Origin of the sequence: Clostridium gelidum (genome assembly GCF_019977655.1) — a bacterium.
GTDB lineage: Bacteria > Bacillota > Clostridia > Clostridiales > Clostridiaceae > Clostridium > Clostridium gelidum.
Genome location: NZ_AP024849.1, coordinates 3,274,458 through 3,291,100, shown reverse-complemented (window position 1 = coordinate 3,291,100; position 16,643 = coordinate 3,274,458). Strand labels below are relative to the sequence as shown.

Below are 16,643 nucleotides of genomic sequence, written 5' to 3'. Positions count from 1 at the left end.
ATTGTTGTGAAATTACTTAATAAATTGAATTTCCCAAAAGATATAAAAAAACTTAATGATAATGATAATAAAGTCTTAAGTGATGAACTTAGAGAGTTTTTAATAGATAGTGTTTCTAAAACAGGGGGACATTTAGCATCTAATTTAGGTGTTGTTGAGCTTACTTTAAGTTTATTTAAAGCTTTTGATTTTGATAAAGATAAGATAGTATGGGATGTAGGACATCAAAGTTATGTTTATAAAATTTTAACTGGAAGAAAAGATGGATTTAAAAAACTTAGGCAATTTAATGGAATGAGTGGATTTCCAAAAAGAAATGAAAGTAAATATGATTATTTTGACACAGGTCATAGCAGTACATCTGTATCAGCAGCACTTGGTATTGCACGTGCAAGAGATGTAAAAAAAGAAAAATATAGTGTTATTGCTGTAATAGGTGATGGTGCATTAACTGGTGGGATGGCGCTTGAAGCGTTAAATGATGTTGGTTTTAGAAAAACTAATTTGATTATTATTTTAAATGATAATCAAATGTCAATTTCAAAAAATGTTGGGGGACTTTCAAGATATTTAAACAAGCTTAGAATGGAACCTAGATATAATAAATTAAAAATGGATATACAAGCTTCTTTAAATCAATCGGATTTTGGGAAAAACATTGCAGGGAAATTGTCTAAAGTAAAGGATAGCATTAAACAATTAGTAGTATCATCTATGTTTTTTGAAAATATGGGAATTAAGTATATTGGGCCTATTGATGGTCACGATATAAATGCAATGACTGATGTGCTTATTAAAGCTAAAGAAATTGGAGGACCGGTTATAATACATGTTTTAACCCAAAAAGGAAAAGGATATGCATTAGCTGAGGAAAGCCCTTCTAAATATCATGCAATGGGTCCTTTTGATCTAGAAAGTGGAGAAGCAAATGTATCGCCAAAAAATAGTTACTCTAAAGCCTTTGGGAAAGCATTAATGAATCTAAGCATGGAAGATGAAAGAATTGTAGCTATTACAGCAGCAATGCCAGATGGAACTGGTCTTAAGTGTTTTTCAGAGAAGTTTAAAGATAGATTTTTTGATGTTGGAATAGCTGAAGAACATGCAGTTACTTTAGCCGCTGGAATGGCGAGTAATGGATTGAAACCAGTATTTGCTGTGTATTCTACGTTTTTACAAAGAGCATTTGATCAAATAATTACAGATGTTTGTCTTCAGAATCTTCCAGTAGTATTTGCAATAGATAGAGCTGGAATAGTTGGAGAAGATGGAGAAACGCATCAAGGTATTAATGATTTATCATATTTATCTCTAATTCCTAATATACATATAGTTGCACCAAAGTGTTTAGAGGAAGTTGAAGTTTTATTAAAATGGGCAATAAATAAGAATGCACCTGTTGCTATTAGATATCCAAGAGGTGGAAACATAATAAATACTTTATCTCCAATTACAAAAGTTTGCGAAGGTAAATGGGAAATCATAAATAAAGGTTCTAAGGTATGTATTATTGCAACTGGTAAAATGGTTCAACATGTTATGCTTGCAAAAGATATACTATATGAAAAGGGATTAAATCCTACTATAATAAATGCAACATTTATTAAACCGATTGATAAAAATTTACTAGAAAATATTAAAAAACAAGGATATAATATTTTAACAATAGAAGATAATATTTTAAAAGGTGGACTAGGCAGCGTTATTAAAGATTATTTAAGTAATATAGATTATAAAGGAACAATTAGATCTATTGGATATGGTGATGAATTTATTCCACAAGGGAATGTAGAAACTTTATATAAAACATATAAGCTAGATTGTGAGAGCATAAGTAAGGCTGTTATAAATCTTTATGATTAAAAGGAGAAACAAATGGCAGAAAAAAAGGAAAGACTTGATATACTTTTAGTAGAAAAGGGCATAATTACTTCTAGAGAGAGAGCAAAAGCATGTATAATGGAAGGTAAAGTTTATGTTGATGGACAAAAAGTAGATAAAGCTGGAGAAAAGATTAGTGAAAGTGCGAATATAGAATATAGAGGAGCTACTCTTAAATATGTTAGTCGCGGTGGACTAAAGTTAGAAAAGGCAATGAAAACTTATGACATTTCACTAGAAAACAAGGTTTGTATGGATATAGGAGCATCTACAGGTGGCTTCACAGACTGTATGCTTCAAAACAAAGCATCCAAGGTGTTTTCTGTTGATGTCGGATATGGACAGTTTGCGTGGAAGCTAAGAACAGATGAAAGAGTAGTTTGCATGGAAAGAACAAATATAAGATATGTTACTTTAGAGAATATAGGAGAACCTTTAGATTTTGCATCTATAGATGTATCTTTTATCTCGTTGAAAAAAATAATGCCAGCAACTTTAAATCTTTTAAAAGATGATGGAGAAGTTGTTGCACTTATAAAGCCACAATTTGAAGCAGGACGTGAAAAAGTAGGTAAAAAAGGTGTTATAAGAGAAAAGGAAACCCATAAAGAAGTAGTTTATGGAATTATAGATTTTTTAATGCAACAAAATTTAAATGTTTTAGGTGTGGGATATTCTCCTATTAAAGGGCCAGAAGGCAATAGAGAATATTTAGTTTATTTTTCAAAAGATAAAAATAAAGAAAGCAATTTTAAAAGAGAAGATGTAGAGACCGTAGTTGAAGCATCACATGTAGAAATTTAACTTCTTTGGAGGGGCTATGAAAAATATTGGGATTGCAATTAATCCATCAAAGGATAAAGATAATAAAATATTACATATGGTTATACAGAAATTTAGAGAAAAGTTCAACTTTAAAGACATTGCTGTTTTTAGTTCTTTTGATATAGAAAATCAAGACTTAAAAGGTATTGATTTACTTGTTGTACTTGGAGGGGATGGAACTCTTCTTGGAATAGCAAGATCTTTAAATGATAGTTTTAATGCACCTATCTTAGGAATAAACATAGGTAATTTGGGATTCTTGTCCAGTATAGAGATATCTGACATAGATAATGCACTTGATAAACTTGAAGAAAAAAAATATAAAATTGTTAATAGAATGATGTTAAACTGCAAAGTTGAATCTAATGGGAATCATGAAGAACTTAATGCACTAAATGATGCAGTACTTGCTAGAGGAACATTATCAAGGATGGTGAAATTCAAGATATTTGTAGATGGTAAAATTTATACAACATTTAAAGGTGATGGACTTATTATTGCAACTCCTGCAGGGTCTACAGCATATTCATTTTCAGCGGGTGGACCATTTGTATATCCTGACTTAGAACTTATAACAATAACACCAATATGTCCACACTCAAGAAGTATGCATACTATTGTATTAAAAGGTGATAGTATTATAGAAATATGTGCAGACCACGAAGATGAAATAGTTTATTTAACAGTAGATGGCCAAAAAGCAATTAAAGTTAATCATGAAACTTCAATCAAGGTAAGCAAAAATAAAAAAAGTGTAAAGCTACTTCTATTTGATGATTATGATTATTTTAAGGTTTTAAGAAGTAAGGTTTTAAACAATTCTAAAGAATGTGATGGTGAGGAATTTTGAAATCAAAAAGACATACAAAAATATTAGAAATAATAACCTCAAGAGAAATAGAAACTCAAGAAGATCTTGCAGAGGCATTAAAAAAAGAAGGTTTTGATGTAACTCAAGCTACAGTATCTAGAGATATTAAAAATTTAAAATTAATTAAAATGCAAGCTTCAAGCGGCAAGTCTAAGTATTTTGTATCTACAGGAGAACAAAAAAATATTATAGATAGATTAAGTAATATATTAGTTAATACGGTTCTTTCAGTAGAAAATGTAGATAAGATGGTCGTTATAAAGACTATAACGGGTTCAGCACCTATTGCGGCAGAGGCTGTTGATAATTTGGAAAGCGCAGATATTGCAGGAACAGTCGCTGGAGATAACACCATATTTATTTTGCTTAGAAGCATAGAAAGTGCCGAAGAATTAGTAGAAAAAATAAGAAAGAGAATGTCATCATAATTATAAGGATGGGGTAAAATGTTAATTCAATTAAATATTAAAAATTTTGCGTTAATAGAAGAAATGACAATAAACTTTAATGAAGGATTTAATATACTTTCAGGGGAAACAGGCGCTGGAAAGTCTATAATGATAGATGCAATAGACTTTGTTCTTGGCGGAAAGTTTTCTAAGAGTTTAATAAGAACAGGTGAAGAAAAAACATATGTGGAAGCATTATTTACTCTTGAAAATTCTAAAGTCTGCGATGTTTTAAAAGAATTAGATATTGAGTTTGATGATGTATTAATTGTTTCAAGGGAAAGCCATGCAAGCGGAAAAAATTTAATTAAAATTAACGGAAAAAGTTTTATTACATCAGAGCTTAGACGCGTAAGAGCAAAGCTTTTAGACATTCATGGACAACACCAAAATGTTGACCTTTTGCAAAGAAACAGTCATATATCATATTTAGATGATTTTATTGGAAATGAATTATTAAAGCCAATGAATAAGTTTAGTGATTTTAGAAAAAGATTAATAGAATTAAAAGAAGATATTAAAAGAATTTCAGGAAACCAAGATAGAGATAAGTTATTAGATTATTTAAAATTTCAAATTGAAGATATTGAAAAGGCCAAGCTTAAAGAAAATGAAGAAGAAAACTTAAAAGAAGAATATAATATTTTAGCAAATGCTGAAAAAATTAATAATAGTTTAGTTGTTTCTTATGGAATATTAAATGGAAATGAAGAATTTAGCGTAATAGATTCAATTTCAAAAGTAATTCAAGAATTAGCTAATGTGGAAAAACATTTTGAAAAAATAAAAAAGAATAAGAAAGCTATTGAAGAGGCATTTTATACAATAGAAGAAGTAAGCCATGAAATTCGAGATATGGCTGAAGAAATTGTTTTTGATCAAGATGCTTTAGAAAAAACAAATGCTAGAATTTATGAAATAAATCAATACAAGAAAAAATATGCACCAACTATTCCAGAAATATTAGATTATCATGAAAAAATAAAGAAAGAATATGATGAAATAGTAAATTCGGAAAAAATAATTGAAGAACTTAAGCAAAAAGAAAAAGAAGTCTTATATAAGATGGAAAAAGAAGCTTTGGTGATTCATGAGTATAGAGTAAATAAAAGCAAATATTTAGAAGAAAAAATTTTGAAAGAACTTACATTTGTAGGGCTTGAAAAATCAAGAATGGAAATAAGAGTATCTAGAACCGAGGAGTTTAATGAAAAAGGCTTTGATGATGTGTGTTTTTTAATATCTACAAATCCAGGAGAACCACTTATGCCACTAGAAAAAGTATTATCAGGTGGAGAACTTTCAAGAATAATGTTGGCTTTAAAATGTGTTTTTGCTGAAAAAGATGAAATACCTACTTTGATTTTTGATGAAATAGATACAGGTATAAGTGGAGCTGTTGCACAACGAGTTGGAGAAAAAATGTATCAATTATCAAAAACACACCAAGTTTTATGTATAACTCACTTGCCACAAATAGCAGTATTATCAGATAATCATTATTTTGTTATGAAAAAAGTAATAGATAATAAAACATTTACTAAAATAAAAGTTTTATTAAAAGAAGAAAAAGAGCTAGAAATAAGTAAAATGCTAGCTGGTGATGATGTAACAGAAGCTACACTTAACAATGTACGCGAAATGATAAAACTAAGTGAATTAAAAAAAATAGAAATTAAAAAATAAATACATATACAAATAAAAATTGGTAAAAATAAAACCATGGATTTCGTGGTTTTATTTTTTTTTGATTACATTTTTTAAAATTTATATAAAAATAAGAAAGAAAATAATAGAACTATTAAAATTTAGTATATGCTAAACTTTTTGTCTGCAATAACAAAGTTCATATAGGATAAGATTTTTATATAGTGGGGAAATTAAAGATAAGAAGTAAAGGAGGAGAGAAATATGAAGAAAAAACTTTTATGTACAACTAGTCTACTTATAGCTCCAATCCTGATTCTAATTTTAATTACCTTAGCGAGTATAAACAATTTGCCGAGTACAATTTATACAAAAAATGAAAAGACAGTACAGTCAATTGCACCTATAGGTAACACAATAGATAAAATCAAGAATAATGAAAATACATATGAAATAAAATTTTTAGGAATGATTCCACTTAAATCTTTAGAAGTTCAAAAAATTAAGGACTTGGAAGTTTATCCAGGTGGAAATCCTATTGGTGTAAGAGTAAATAGTCAAGGTGTGCTAATTGTAGGATATTCGGATATAGAAGTTAATAATAGAAAAGAAGAAAGTCCTGGGAAAGTATGTGGTCTTGAAATTGGCGACATAATATTAAAAGTAAATGATATAGAAATGGAAAATTGTATAGATTTATTGAAAACAATTAAAACATGTGAAGAAGATGTGAAGGTTGATATCTTAAGACGTGGAGAAAATTTTACAAAGATTATTCACTTAAAAAAAGAAAATGATAAAGACTATAAAATTGGATTGTGGATTAGAGACTCTACAGCTGGAGTTGGAACAATGACATTTTTTGATGATGATACTAAGAAATTTGGAGCATTAGGACATCCAATCACAGATTGTGATACAAATGAACCTTTCTTAATAAAAAAAGGAGATGTATTAGAATCATCTATAATAAGTGTTAGAAAAGGAGAAAAAGGCTCGCCGGGTGAACTTCGAGGGATTTTTCTAAATGAACAAACACCAACGGGGGATATTGAAAAGAATACTCAAAGTGGAATTTTTGGAGAAATTAAAAATACAGAAGCCTTAAATATGAATATAAAACCACTTAAAGTTGGTTTTAGAGATGAAATATCCATAGGAAAAGCAAAAATAATCACAACTATTGATGAAAGTGGTCCACAAGAATTTGATATTGAAATTGAAAAGCTTTTAAATCAGTCTACGGCAGGTTCTAAGAGTATGGTAATCAAAATTACAGATCCTAGGTTACTTGCGAAAACTGGTGGAATAGTGCAAGGGATGAGTGGAAGTCCGATTATCCAAAATAATAAAATTATAGGAGCAGTAACTCATGTATTAATTAATAAACCTGATACAGGATATGGAATATATATAGAGTGGATGCTTCAAGATGCAGGAATAATTAAATAATGTATAAATCACAATGCACAATTTATAATTAAATAATGTGCATTGTGTATTAATTTGTATTTATAAGAAATAATAATAAATCTTTTAAGAAGCTTATCTTATAAACATTGTAGAAAAAGAGATATAATTATATAATAAATATATATTCAATTAATAATTGAGAATTAAGGAAATAATAGTTACATTTTATTTAAAAAAATACTTTAAAGTATTTTTTAAGAAACTATTTACTTCTTGAGAAGAAAAGTGTATAATTTACAAATAGTGGAATATAAATACATTAAAACAATTAAACATTTAAAATATTTAGTTAAAGTGAAATGTATTAATATAAAGTATAATAATTATAAAAAAACTGTACATACCCAAATAATGAAAAGTTTTTACAGAATTTTGTAAAAACAATATATATATGTAATATTGGAATGTGATATAATATATTTTATAAGGGTAAAAGGCTAAAATACGAAACATAATTTAAGAATGGACAAAAGGAGAGGGGATAACATGGAAGATTCAAAAATATCTGTACTAATTGCTGACGATAACAAGGAATTTTGTAGTATTTTAAATGACTATCTATTAAATCAAAGAGATATAGTTGTTACAGGAATTGCAAAAGATGGTAGAGAGGCTTTAGAATTAATAGTAGAAAAAAAGCCTGATTTAGTTATTCTAGACATTATAATGCCACATTTAGATGGATTAGGTGTTCTTGAAAGATTAAATACTATGGAATTAGAAAAAGTTCCAAGAATAATAATTTTATCTGCAGTTGGGCAAGATAAAATCACTCAACAAGCTATAACACTTGGTGCAGATTATTATACTGTAAAACCTTTTGATATGGAAGTATTCACTAAGAGAATAAGAGAGATGTTTAATGGTGTTACATCTCAAGCAACAAGTTTAAGATCTTCATATCAATCATCATCAGTGATATCTTCATCAAATGAAAATAGAACGAAGGTACCTATGGATTTAGAAACAGAAATAACTAATATCATACATGAAGTTGGCGTACCAGCTCATATAAAAGGATATATGTATTTAAGAGAAGCTATAACTATGGTTGTTGGCGATATGGAATTATTATCAGCAGTAACTAAAGAATTATACCCTTCAATAGCTAAGAAGTATAACACAACAGCTTCAAGAGTAGAAAGAGCAATAAGACATGCAATAGAAGTAGCCTGGGGTAGAGGTCAAGTAGAAGCTATTAATAGACTATTTGGATATACTATTCATGGAGATAAAGGCAAACCTACTAATAGTGAATTTATCGCAATTATTGCTGATAAATTAAGATTACAAAATAAAGTTAGCTAGGGCTGTTTTACTGGGATGAGGGTATGTAACCTTTATAAAGTATAGCCAACAAATATTATTTTATACCTATAAACATTAAAAGTGTCAATAAGACATCACTTAATCAGTTTTAACAAAAATTGGTTTGGAGGTGTCTTATTTTTTATGCCTAAAATTAGTAAAAGAATTTACGATTTTAATGAAAGTATTAATGATTTTATGATTCATTATACAAATAAAGATTCAACTAAAAAAACTATGAAATCATATGAAGGTACATTAAAGTTGTTTGCAAAATATTTAGCTGATGAAGTTAATATTTTTACACTGCTTAAAGTAGCTACAAAACGTTGTAATATTACAACTTCTTATGGATACAGGAATAAGAATAGGCGAAATAAAGAAATATTGCATAAGAGCAAAACTTAATAAATCTATAACATGTCACGGTTCTAATAGTACCAAGTTCTATATTGACAAATATATCATATACTACTATACTTTATAGCAGTATAATAAATGGTGGTGATTAAATTGTCTTCAATAAATTTAATAATACTTGGCTATTTGCAGCGCAAAGAGAAAAGTGCCTATGAAATGGTTAAGGAATTTGATATTTGGAATCTTACTAAGTGGCTAAAAATCAGCAATCCGTCGGTTTATAAAAATATAATTAAATTATGTGATAATGGATATTTAAATTCAAGAACTGTTAAAGAAGGTGAAATGCCCGAAAAAACATTATATTCACTGAACGAAAAAGGAAATTCATATTTCATTGAACTAATGGAAGAAAGTTCAAAAAATATAGGAAATATTTATTTAGACTTTAATGCATTTTTAGTTAATATAGAAAATTTACCAGAAGAAAAAAGAAAAGAATACCTTAAAAACTTCAAAGATAAGGCAGAAGAACGTAGAGCGTTTGTGGAGCCAATTTATAATCACTCAAAACAGCAGAATGAAAAATCTGGTTCTGAATTGCTTATATTAGATCTATATAACGAATTTTATAACGTTTTACAAAAATGGTCGGAAAAAGTTTTTGATTATTATAATTAATAATTTGATGTCTCAAATAAATCCTTATATTGTGAGACATTTTTTTTGACCGACTACTATAATATATAGTAGTCTATTATACACTAATAAATTTTACAATTATATTATTATTTAGGATGTTTGTCTTCATATATAAAGAAAGGTTATTTTAAATATATTGATTATAAATCGGCAACAGAATTTATCCATAGTGATTTTTTCATAAATGGGATAAAAAAAATTTAATTAGAGGAGATGTTAATTTGAAAAAAATATTATTTGCTCCTGGAATAGCATCTATTGAAGCTTTAGGAAGTATAACCAGATTAATTGCCATAGCAGATGAGATAAAGAAAAGACAGAAAGATTGCAGTATAATATTTAGAGCTGCAGGAAGAGAAGCAGATTATGCCGCATCCTGTGGATATGAAGTGGTACAAGGATATAAACCTAAGTTTGATATGCAAAAGTTGCTTAAGCAAGGCAGCAATAACGATATTAAAGGCAATTTATCACAACCTAATTTCTCTATCAGCAGTGTATGTGATGTAATAAGGCTTAAAGGCCTTATTTCCAAAGAATATGTGCAAAATACCTTTAAAGAAGAAATGGAATTAGTACAAAGTTTTAAGCCAGATCTGATATTCGGCGAATTTGAAACAGTCATGCCTATAGTTGCAAAGAAAATGGACATACCATATTTTTGTACAGGTGGTACTCCAGGCAAGAAAGACTTCTCTTACTTTGGATTTTCTAATAAAACTGAATACGGATATGCAGAAGATTATAATGAACTCTTAAGGACTTTAAATTTAAAAACTATAGAAAACATATGCGAACTTAATCAAGACTATAACTGTAGCAAAGTTTTCGTTCCAAGCATACCTGAACTGGAGGATTTAAAAGACAGTTCAAAATATATTTTTTTAGGCTCAGTGACACCTAAGAATTTTATAAAATCAGATTTTAACTTTGAAAAGAAGCGCCCACTAATATACGTATATTTAAGTGCTGGCGAAATAACGCCGGAGGTATATCAAAAGGTGATTTTAGACACATTTTTAGGCTCGGAATTTGATGTTATGGTCACAGCAGGAGGAAACCCTAGATTTAAAAGCAGTGTGAGCTCTAATACTAGTAATGTACACTTTATGAATATGGTTCCATCAGATAAGGTTATAAAAATGACAGATATAGCTATTCATCATGGCGGCCAAAATACCACTGTACAATGCATTGAAAATGAAGTGCCTTCAATTATTTTTCCTGGAAAACATTTCGAACGTTATTTTAATGCCGAAAAAGCTTCTGAAATAGGCTGTGCATTAAATTCAGGCATGAATAATTTTAATAAGGAATTTCTTTTAAAAACATGTAGAGAAATTATTAAAGACAATGCATCTAAACAAAATCTCAAGATATATTCAGACAAAATAAAAAGCTGTGGCGGTGCGGCTAAAGCTGCCGATTTTATATTAAATTATTAAATTTATATTTTATAATTATGCCTTTTATCTTGAGAGAGTTTATATTACATAGAGCAATAAGAACTGGCACTATATCTTATAATTGTAACAACCATAAATCAGTGTCTATTAATCATATGATTACAGGCATAAAGATTGTAGACAATTTAAAGTCTTGGGTATAGATAAATAGGCGTAATTAATTTCATTAGCTGTCTAGGATACTTAAATATGATTTTATATGCGTTAGTTTTGTTTGTGGAATAACTTACCAGTAGGAATATTGGTATATTTAATTTAATACTGCACACAATAATACATGAAAGAGGTGATTGTCATGGGAAACGATTTTGAAGATGATTATTGGGGATTACTCCAAAAATAACTTTTAAATCCCCATAATTACACTTATTTTCACATGAAACCAGGGTTTAAGAATAAGCCCTGGTTTTATTTTGTTTCTCTACCTATTTACTATGATCCTAGTCCACATCATGATCGTATAATAACTTAAAAGGTTTAAATGCTTATTTTTATTGGAGCAAGTGGAACTGAACCTTCTTGAAATTTAGAAGGTTCAAAAATAGTATCAAAAGTAATATTGATTAAAAAAGTATTAGAAGTTATTGACAAAGTATAAAATAACTGAAATATTAAGAGTATCAAAAGAAACGGTCGTCAAAATTGATACTCTCAATATGAGGTGATAATAATGTGTAAAATATATGGATACTGTAGAATATCAAAAATTTCCCAGTAGATTGAAAGACAACATAGAAATATCTTATCAGTCTATCCAAATGCAACAATTATAAGTGAAGTATTTACAGGAACTAAGGTGGAAGGTAGAAGGGAATTTAAAAAGCTAATAAGTAAGGTTAATGAAGGTGATTTAATTGTATTTGATAGTGTAAGTCGTATGAGTAGAAATGCTGATGAAGGATATTCAATGTATGAGGAATTATTGAACAAGCACATTGAACTTGTATTTTTAAAAGAGCCACATATAAATACATCAACTTATAAAAAAGCACTTACAAATAATATTGAAATGACAGGAACAAACGTTGACTTCATACTTGAGGGAATAAATATCTATTAGCGGGGGTAATAAACTTTATTTAACTAAATACTTAAATAGAAAATCAAGAAGGTTAAGAGTAAATCTTAATCTTTTTTAGACGATTTTAATAGTAGAATAAATTTTAGTCTGATAGCATTAGTTATGATTTTGTGATCAAATCTTTTTTATGTAATTCAAACATTTATAGTTAAATAATATGATATAATATATAAGGCTAAATTGCACAAATAAGCCAGTACATAAATAGGGATAGTATAGACAGAAGAAATTCTTGTTTTACTATCACTATTTTTTTCTTTTTTTGTTGTAGAAATTTATAGATTTTTATACATAGGAAAATTTCTTGTATTAATGCACAAGTTAAAAAGTTATTTATTAAGATGGATACAAATTAAAATGACTTACCATACTATGGAAAATTATGGAAAAGTATGATAGCATTAAACATGTGATAATTAAAAATAACGTCATTTATAAAAAAAGATATTTTATTTCTAGGGAGATATATATGAAAAGAACAAAGTGTAATATAAAAAATAAGAAAAATAAAAGAACTATTTTTATAATATTAACTAAATTAATATTATTCATAGCTGTAGTAAGCATTGCTTTTATAATTAGTATTAATCAAAGAGTAAAGATTTCTTCAAATGTGACATTTAATCAAGAAAATGATCAAAAAGAAACTTCTGAAAAAGCTAGTGAAAAAGTTTCGGAGAAAGGGGTAGACCAATTTGAGGGCATTTCTGTAATAAATGATAATAGAGGAGTACCAGTACTTTGCTATCATTCTATAAACTCAGATCCTTTAAAGAAAAATTCAATTACTATGTCTAAGGAAAAATTTAGAGAACAACTTAAAATCATTAAAGATTCTGGATATATAACATTAACAATGGCTGAACTTAACGATTATTTATTTAAAGACAAGTCAATGCCAGAGAAAAGTGTAGTTATAAGCTTTGATGATGGGTATAGGGATAATTATAATAATGCATTTCCAATTTTAAAGGAATTTAATATGAATGCAACAATTTTTGTTATATCAAGTTATTTAAATCGGGATTCATATTTGACAGCTGAAGAAATAAAAGAAATGAGTGACTATGGAATTGATATAGAATCTCATACAGTTTCTCATGTTAAGCTTTCTACTTTGTCCTATAAAGATCAACTTAAAGAACTTAAAAATTCTAAAGACACAATAGAAAATATAACTGGTAAGCCTGTTATTTCAATTGCTTATCCAGAAGGAAAGTTTAATAAGGATACTAAAAAAGCAACTTTGGAGGCAGGATATTCTATGGGATTTACTATTGAAAGAGGTTATGCTGATAGAAATGATAATCCTGCTCAGTTAAATAGAATATGTGTAGATTATACCTATAAGCCCAACAATATTATAAATGTATTGAAAAATTTAAAGAAGTAACCAGGCTTGCAAACTAAATGAGAAGATATTAAAAGAAGTTAGAAAAGATAATGAAGTCAATACTAATCATTGACATATATTTCTAATAATAGTATAATAATACTTGTGTTTTGAGTTGGATAAGATGTTAACTAGCACTTGATATTTTAATAAAACAAAAGGACTTTCTAATTATATTATTTACCATCTCACGTGAGTACCATTCACGCTTTTAAGTAATATAATTATACTAATCCTTTAAATTTTACTTTTGTGTATCAAATTTTTATTTAAAGCATTTTAGAATTACCGAGACTAAATTAAATAGCGCTCCAAGAAAAACAAATATATCTTTCAACAATTCTTTATCGAAACGTTTTCTGCTACGTCTACGTTCCATATGCTACCGCCCCCTGCGATATATAAATATTCGAGATGGCATATTAAGTATATCATTATTTGGTAAAAAAAACAATTTAATACAAAAATAATTAAGAACTTAGTACAAACTTTGCTAGGTTCTTTTTTGTTGTTGAAAAATATTACATGTATAATGAAAAGATTTTCTGATTTTGGATATTCATAAAAATAAGTATTGTAATCTAGTGGAGAAAGATATATTATTATTCGAATAAATAAATTAGTGATTAAACCAATATATTATATGTATAAACTATTAATTTGTTGGGTTATAAATTTATATATATTAGGATACTTAAAGCTAGTCATAGTGGAGCAGAGGTCAAGTAGAAGCTATTAATAGACTATTTAGATATACTATTCATGGAGATAAAGGCAAGCCTACTAACTCAGAATTTATTGCAATTATTGCGGATAAATTAAGACTTAAGAATAAGGTTAGCTAGGGCTGTTTTACTGGGCTGAGGGTATGTAACCTTTACAAAGTATAGCCAACAAATATTATTTTATACCTATAAACATTAAAAGTGTCAATAAGACATCACTTAATCAGTTTTAACAAAAATTGGTTTGGAGGTGTCTTATTTTTTATGCCTAAAATTAGCAAAAGAATTTATGATTTTGATGAAAGTATTAATGACTTTATGATTCATTGTACAAATAAAGATCTAACTAAAAAGACTATGAAGTCATATGAAGGTACATTGAAGTTGTTTGCAAAATATTTAGCTGATGAAGTTAATATTTTTACACCGCTTAAAGTAACTACAAAACATCTTAAAGACTACTTGGAATTTACGAAGAACAAAGGAAAATATTCATACGTTGTAGATATTAATTCATTAAAGTCTAATAACCCATCTGCAAGAGGAGATTTTGGCAAACAAGTATCTATGTATACAGTCAATAATTATTTGAGAAATATTAAAGTATATTTTACATGGTTATATGACAATGAGGTGATTAAGAGCAACCCTACTGTGCAAATTAGAGCATATAAGCATAGTAGAAAGCCTAAAGATGAAATTAAGGATGTAGACTTTAATAGAATCATAAAAAGCCTAGATTTGACCTCTTATGCAGAATATAGAGACTATGTAATATTACAACTTCTTATGGATACAGGAATGAGAATAGGCGAAACATTGAACCTTAACAGTGATAATGTCTTAATCGAAAAAAAAGCAATATTCATACCTGCTGAAATCGCAAAGGGTAGAAAAGATAGATATGTCTTTTTTAGTACAATAATGCAAGGTATTTTAAGAAAGTGGATCGACTATAAAGAGAGATATTTTGACACAGAGTATGTGTTTACAAGTTCGAGAGGTTCAAATTTTAACGTAATGAATTTTGAGAAAAATTTAAAGAAATATTGCATAAGGGCAAAACTTGATAAGTCTATAACATGCCACCAAGTACGAAATAACTTTGCAAAAAGATTCCTATTGTCGGGAGGGGATATTTTTATTCTATCTAAGATATTAGGACATTCAAGTGTGACTGTTACAGAACAAGCCTATTTAGATGTGACAGCAGAGGATATAAGGAAGAGTTATCAAAAGTTCTCGCCGTTAGAAAATATGAAGAAGTAGGGGGCAAATATGAAAGTAGAAATTAAGAGAAATTCTACTACTAGAAAGATAGAAAGTGCTGATATAACAGGACTAACAGGAGAAAATTATGTTGAAATAATGTTGGTTCTAAGATTAAGAGTAGAATACCTAGAAAAATCAATAGATGAATATAAATCAACAGATAATACAAGGCTGAAAGAATATATACCTAAAAAAGAAAAAGAAATTGAACAAGTAAAAAGACTAATTAATTTAATGCAATAAAAAATAGGAGGTGCTACAACACTTCCTACCTAAAACTGAATATAGTTTTATAGATACTTTGCAATCTCCATAAGGAAATATACAGTTAAACTCATAACCTAATTGTATTTCAAAAAAATGGAGATTGCAAGGGTTTATTTCTTGCACCCTTTTTTAGAGAGCAGGTTAGTTGTACAAGCTTTGAAACAACTCTAAATAAATTCATGAGTTTGGTCAGCTAATGCAGAAAATTGACCATGCCACATTATTCATCAGTAATTACTCTTATTATATCTGATGTGTGGTAGTGATGTGGCGTAGGTGAACGGCAACCAATAACCTTAAATAATAGTCGTGGTGGTATTTTGGCGTTGTAATCAATGGGTAAACTTTAGCAATTTAACATCTAGGACAAAATATAGATGGTAAAGCTAAAGGCGTAAGCATAATAATAAGAGCGTTGATAGGATTCTGAACAGATAAACCAAACAATTAGTTATTTTACTTTATGAGCCGTTGAAATTAATTTTTTGATGGCTTATAGGTAAAATAATTATATCTAAAATAACTGACAAATTCCCAAACAATATTACTTGGTATGACTCATAGTCAATAGTAAATTTAAAATAAAGACACTAAATTTAGTGTCACTATAAGCCTAGTAATACCAAAGGCTTATAGTGAACGAAGGAAAACTAGTAATAGTAGGCATTTATAAGAGAATGTACTACAGAGGTGTTTTTAGCTAAGCTGTTAATGTTAGTTGAGTATATAGCTGTAGCAGAAATTTTAGAGTGATTCTAGGCGCATCTGAGAGAAAGAGGTTAATGTATTCAACTGTTGAAATTAATACGTGCAAAAAAGAATGAGGAGCAATAGAAAATAGATGTGGAATCAGTCCTTGGCAATACGCTTAATATATTCTATTAAATTTTTATGATTTGTAAAATAAAAAAATGTTGACAAAG

13 protein-coding genes and 2 pseudogenes are annotated in these 16,643 nt (G+C 28.3%); all 15 read left to right on the top strand.

Going from position 1 to position 16,643, the window contains the following annotated elements:
- Positions 1 to 6 precede the first annotated feature (6 nt).
- The 15 genes and pseudogenes from dxs to psyc5s11_RS14725 all read left to right on the top strand — a co-directional run bounded on the left by dxs (position 7) and on the right by psyc5s11_RS14725 (position 15,696).
- The gene (gene dxs, locus psyc5s11_RS14795) at positions 7 to 1,863 is read left to right on the top strand and encodes a 1-deoxy-D-xylulose-5-phosphate synthase (protein WP_224033273.1); all 1,857 of its coding nucleotides are present in this window, start codon (positions 7 to 9) and stop codon (positions 1,861 to 1,863) included.
- Positions 1,864 to 1,875: 12 nt separating this feature from the next.
- Positions 1,876 to 2,685, top strand: a complete 810-nt coding sequence (locus psyc5s11_RS14790) for a TlyA family RNA methyltransferase (RefSeq protein ID WP_224033272.1) — start codon at positions 1,876 to 1,878, stop codon at positions 2,683 to 2,685.
- 16 nt (positions 2,686 to 2,701) lie between these two features.
- Positions 2,702 to 3,556 carry an NAD(+)/NADH kinase gene (locus psyc5s11_RS14785; RefSeq protein ID WP_224033271.1) on the top strand — a complete coding sequence of 285 codons (855 nt, stop codon included), beginning with the start codon at positions 2,702 to 2,704 and terminating at the stop codon, positions 3,554 to 3,556.
- On the top strand, positions 3,553 to 4,005 hold the full coding sequence (locus tag psyc5s11_RS14780) for an arginine repressor (protein ID WP_224033270.1): 453 nt from the start codon (positions 3,553 to 3,555) through the stop codon (positions 4,003 to 4,005). The genes psyc5s11_RS14785 and psyc5s11_RS14780 overlap by 4 nt, the downstream gene beginning before the upstream one ends.
- 18 nt (positions 4,006 to 4,023) lie before the next feature.
- Positions 4,024 to 5,712 (top strand): DNA repair protein RecN, encoded by a 1,689-nt coding sequence (gene recN, locus psyc5s11_RS14775; protein WP_224033269.1) that lies wholly within the window; start codon positions 4,024 to 4,026, stop codon positions 5,710 to 5,712.
- Positions 5,713 to 5,937: 225 nt separating this feature from the next.
- The gene (spoIVB, locus tag psyc5s11_RS14770; RefSeq protein ID WP_224033268.1) at positions 5,938 to 7,125 is read left to right on the top strand and encodes a SpoIVB peptidase; all 1,188 of its coding nucleotides are present in this window, start codon (positions 5,938 to 5,940) and stop codon (positions 7,123 to 7,125) included.
- A 507-nt stretch (positions 7,126 to 7,632) separates the two neighbouring features.
- Positions 7,633 to 8,454 (top strand): sporulation transcription factor Spo0A, encoded by an 822-nt coding sequence (gene spo0A / locus psyc5s11_RS14765; protein ID WP_224033267.1) that lies wholly within the window; start codon positions 7,633 to 7,635, stop codon positions 8,452 to 8,454.
- A gap of 144 nt (positions 8,455 to 8,598) precedes the next feature.
- Entirely contained in the window at positions 8,599 to 8,862 is a 264-nt protein-coding gene (locus psyc5s11_RS14760) for a hypothetical protein (RefSeq protein WP_224033266.1), read from the top strand.
- A 105-nt stretch (positions 8,863 to 8,967) separates the two neighbouring features.
- Entirely contained in the window at positions 8,968 to 9,495 is a 528-nt protein-coding gene (locus psyc5s11_RS14755) for a PadR family transcriptional regulator (RefSeq protein WP_224033265.1), read from the top strand.
- 242 nt (positions 9,496 to 9,737) lie between these two features.
- The gene (locus psyc5s11_RS14750) at positions 9,738 to 10,961 is read left to right on the top strand and encodes a glycosyltransferase (protein WP_224033264.1); all 1,224 of its coding nucleotides are present in this window, start codon (positions 9,738 to 9,740) and stop codon (positions 10,959 to 10,961) included.
- A gap of 739 nt (positions 10,962 to 11,700) precedes the next feature.
- Positions 11,701 to 12,039, top strand: a pseudogene (locus psyc5s11_RS14745) (recombinase family protein); the annotation flags it as partial.
- A 493-nt stretch (positions 12,040 to 12,532) separates the two neighbouring features.
- Entirely contained in the window at positions 12,533 to 13,456 is a 924-nt protein-coding gene (locus psyc5s11_RS14740; protein WP_224033263.1) for a polysaccharide deacetylase family protein, read from the top strand.
- 710 nt (positions 13,457 to 14,166) lie between these two features.
- Positions 14,167 to 14,301 (top strand): annotated as a pseudogene (locus tag psyc5s11_RS14735) (sporulation initiation factor Spo0A C-terminal domain-containing protein); the annotation flags it as partial.
- Positions 14,302 to 14,445: 144 nt separating this feature from the next.
- Complete coding sequence (locus tag psyc5s11_RS14730) at positions 14,446 to 15,450, top strand: tyrosine-type recombinase/integrase (RefSeq protein WP_224033262.1); 1,005 nt, start codon at positions 14,446 to 14,448, stop codon at positions 15,448 to 15,450.
- A gap of 9 nt (positions 15,451 to 15,459) precedes the next feature.
- A complete protein-coding gene (locus psyc5s11_RS14725; protein ID WP_224033261.1) occupies positions 15,460 to 15,696 on the top strand; it encodes a hypothetical protein in 237 nt (78 codons plus the stop codon).
- Positions 15,697 to 16,643 lie beyond the last annotated feature (947 nt).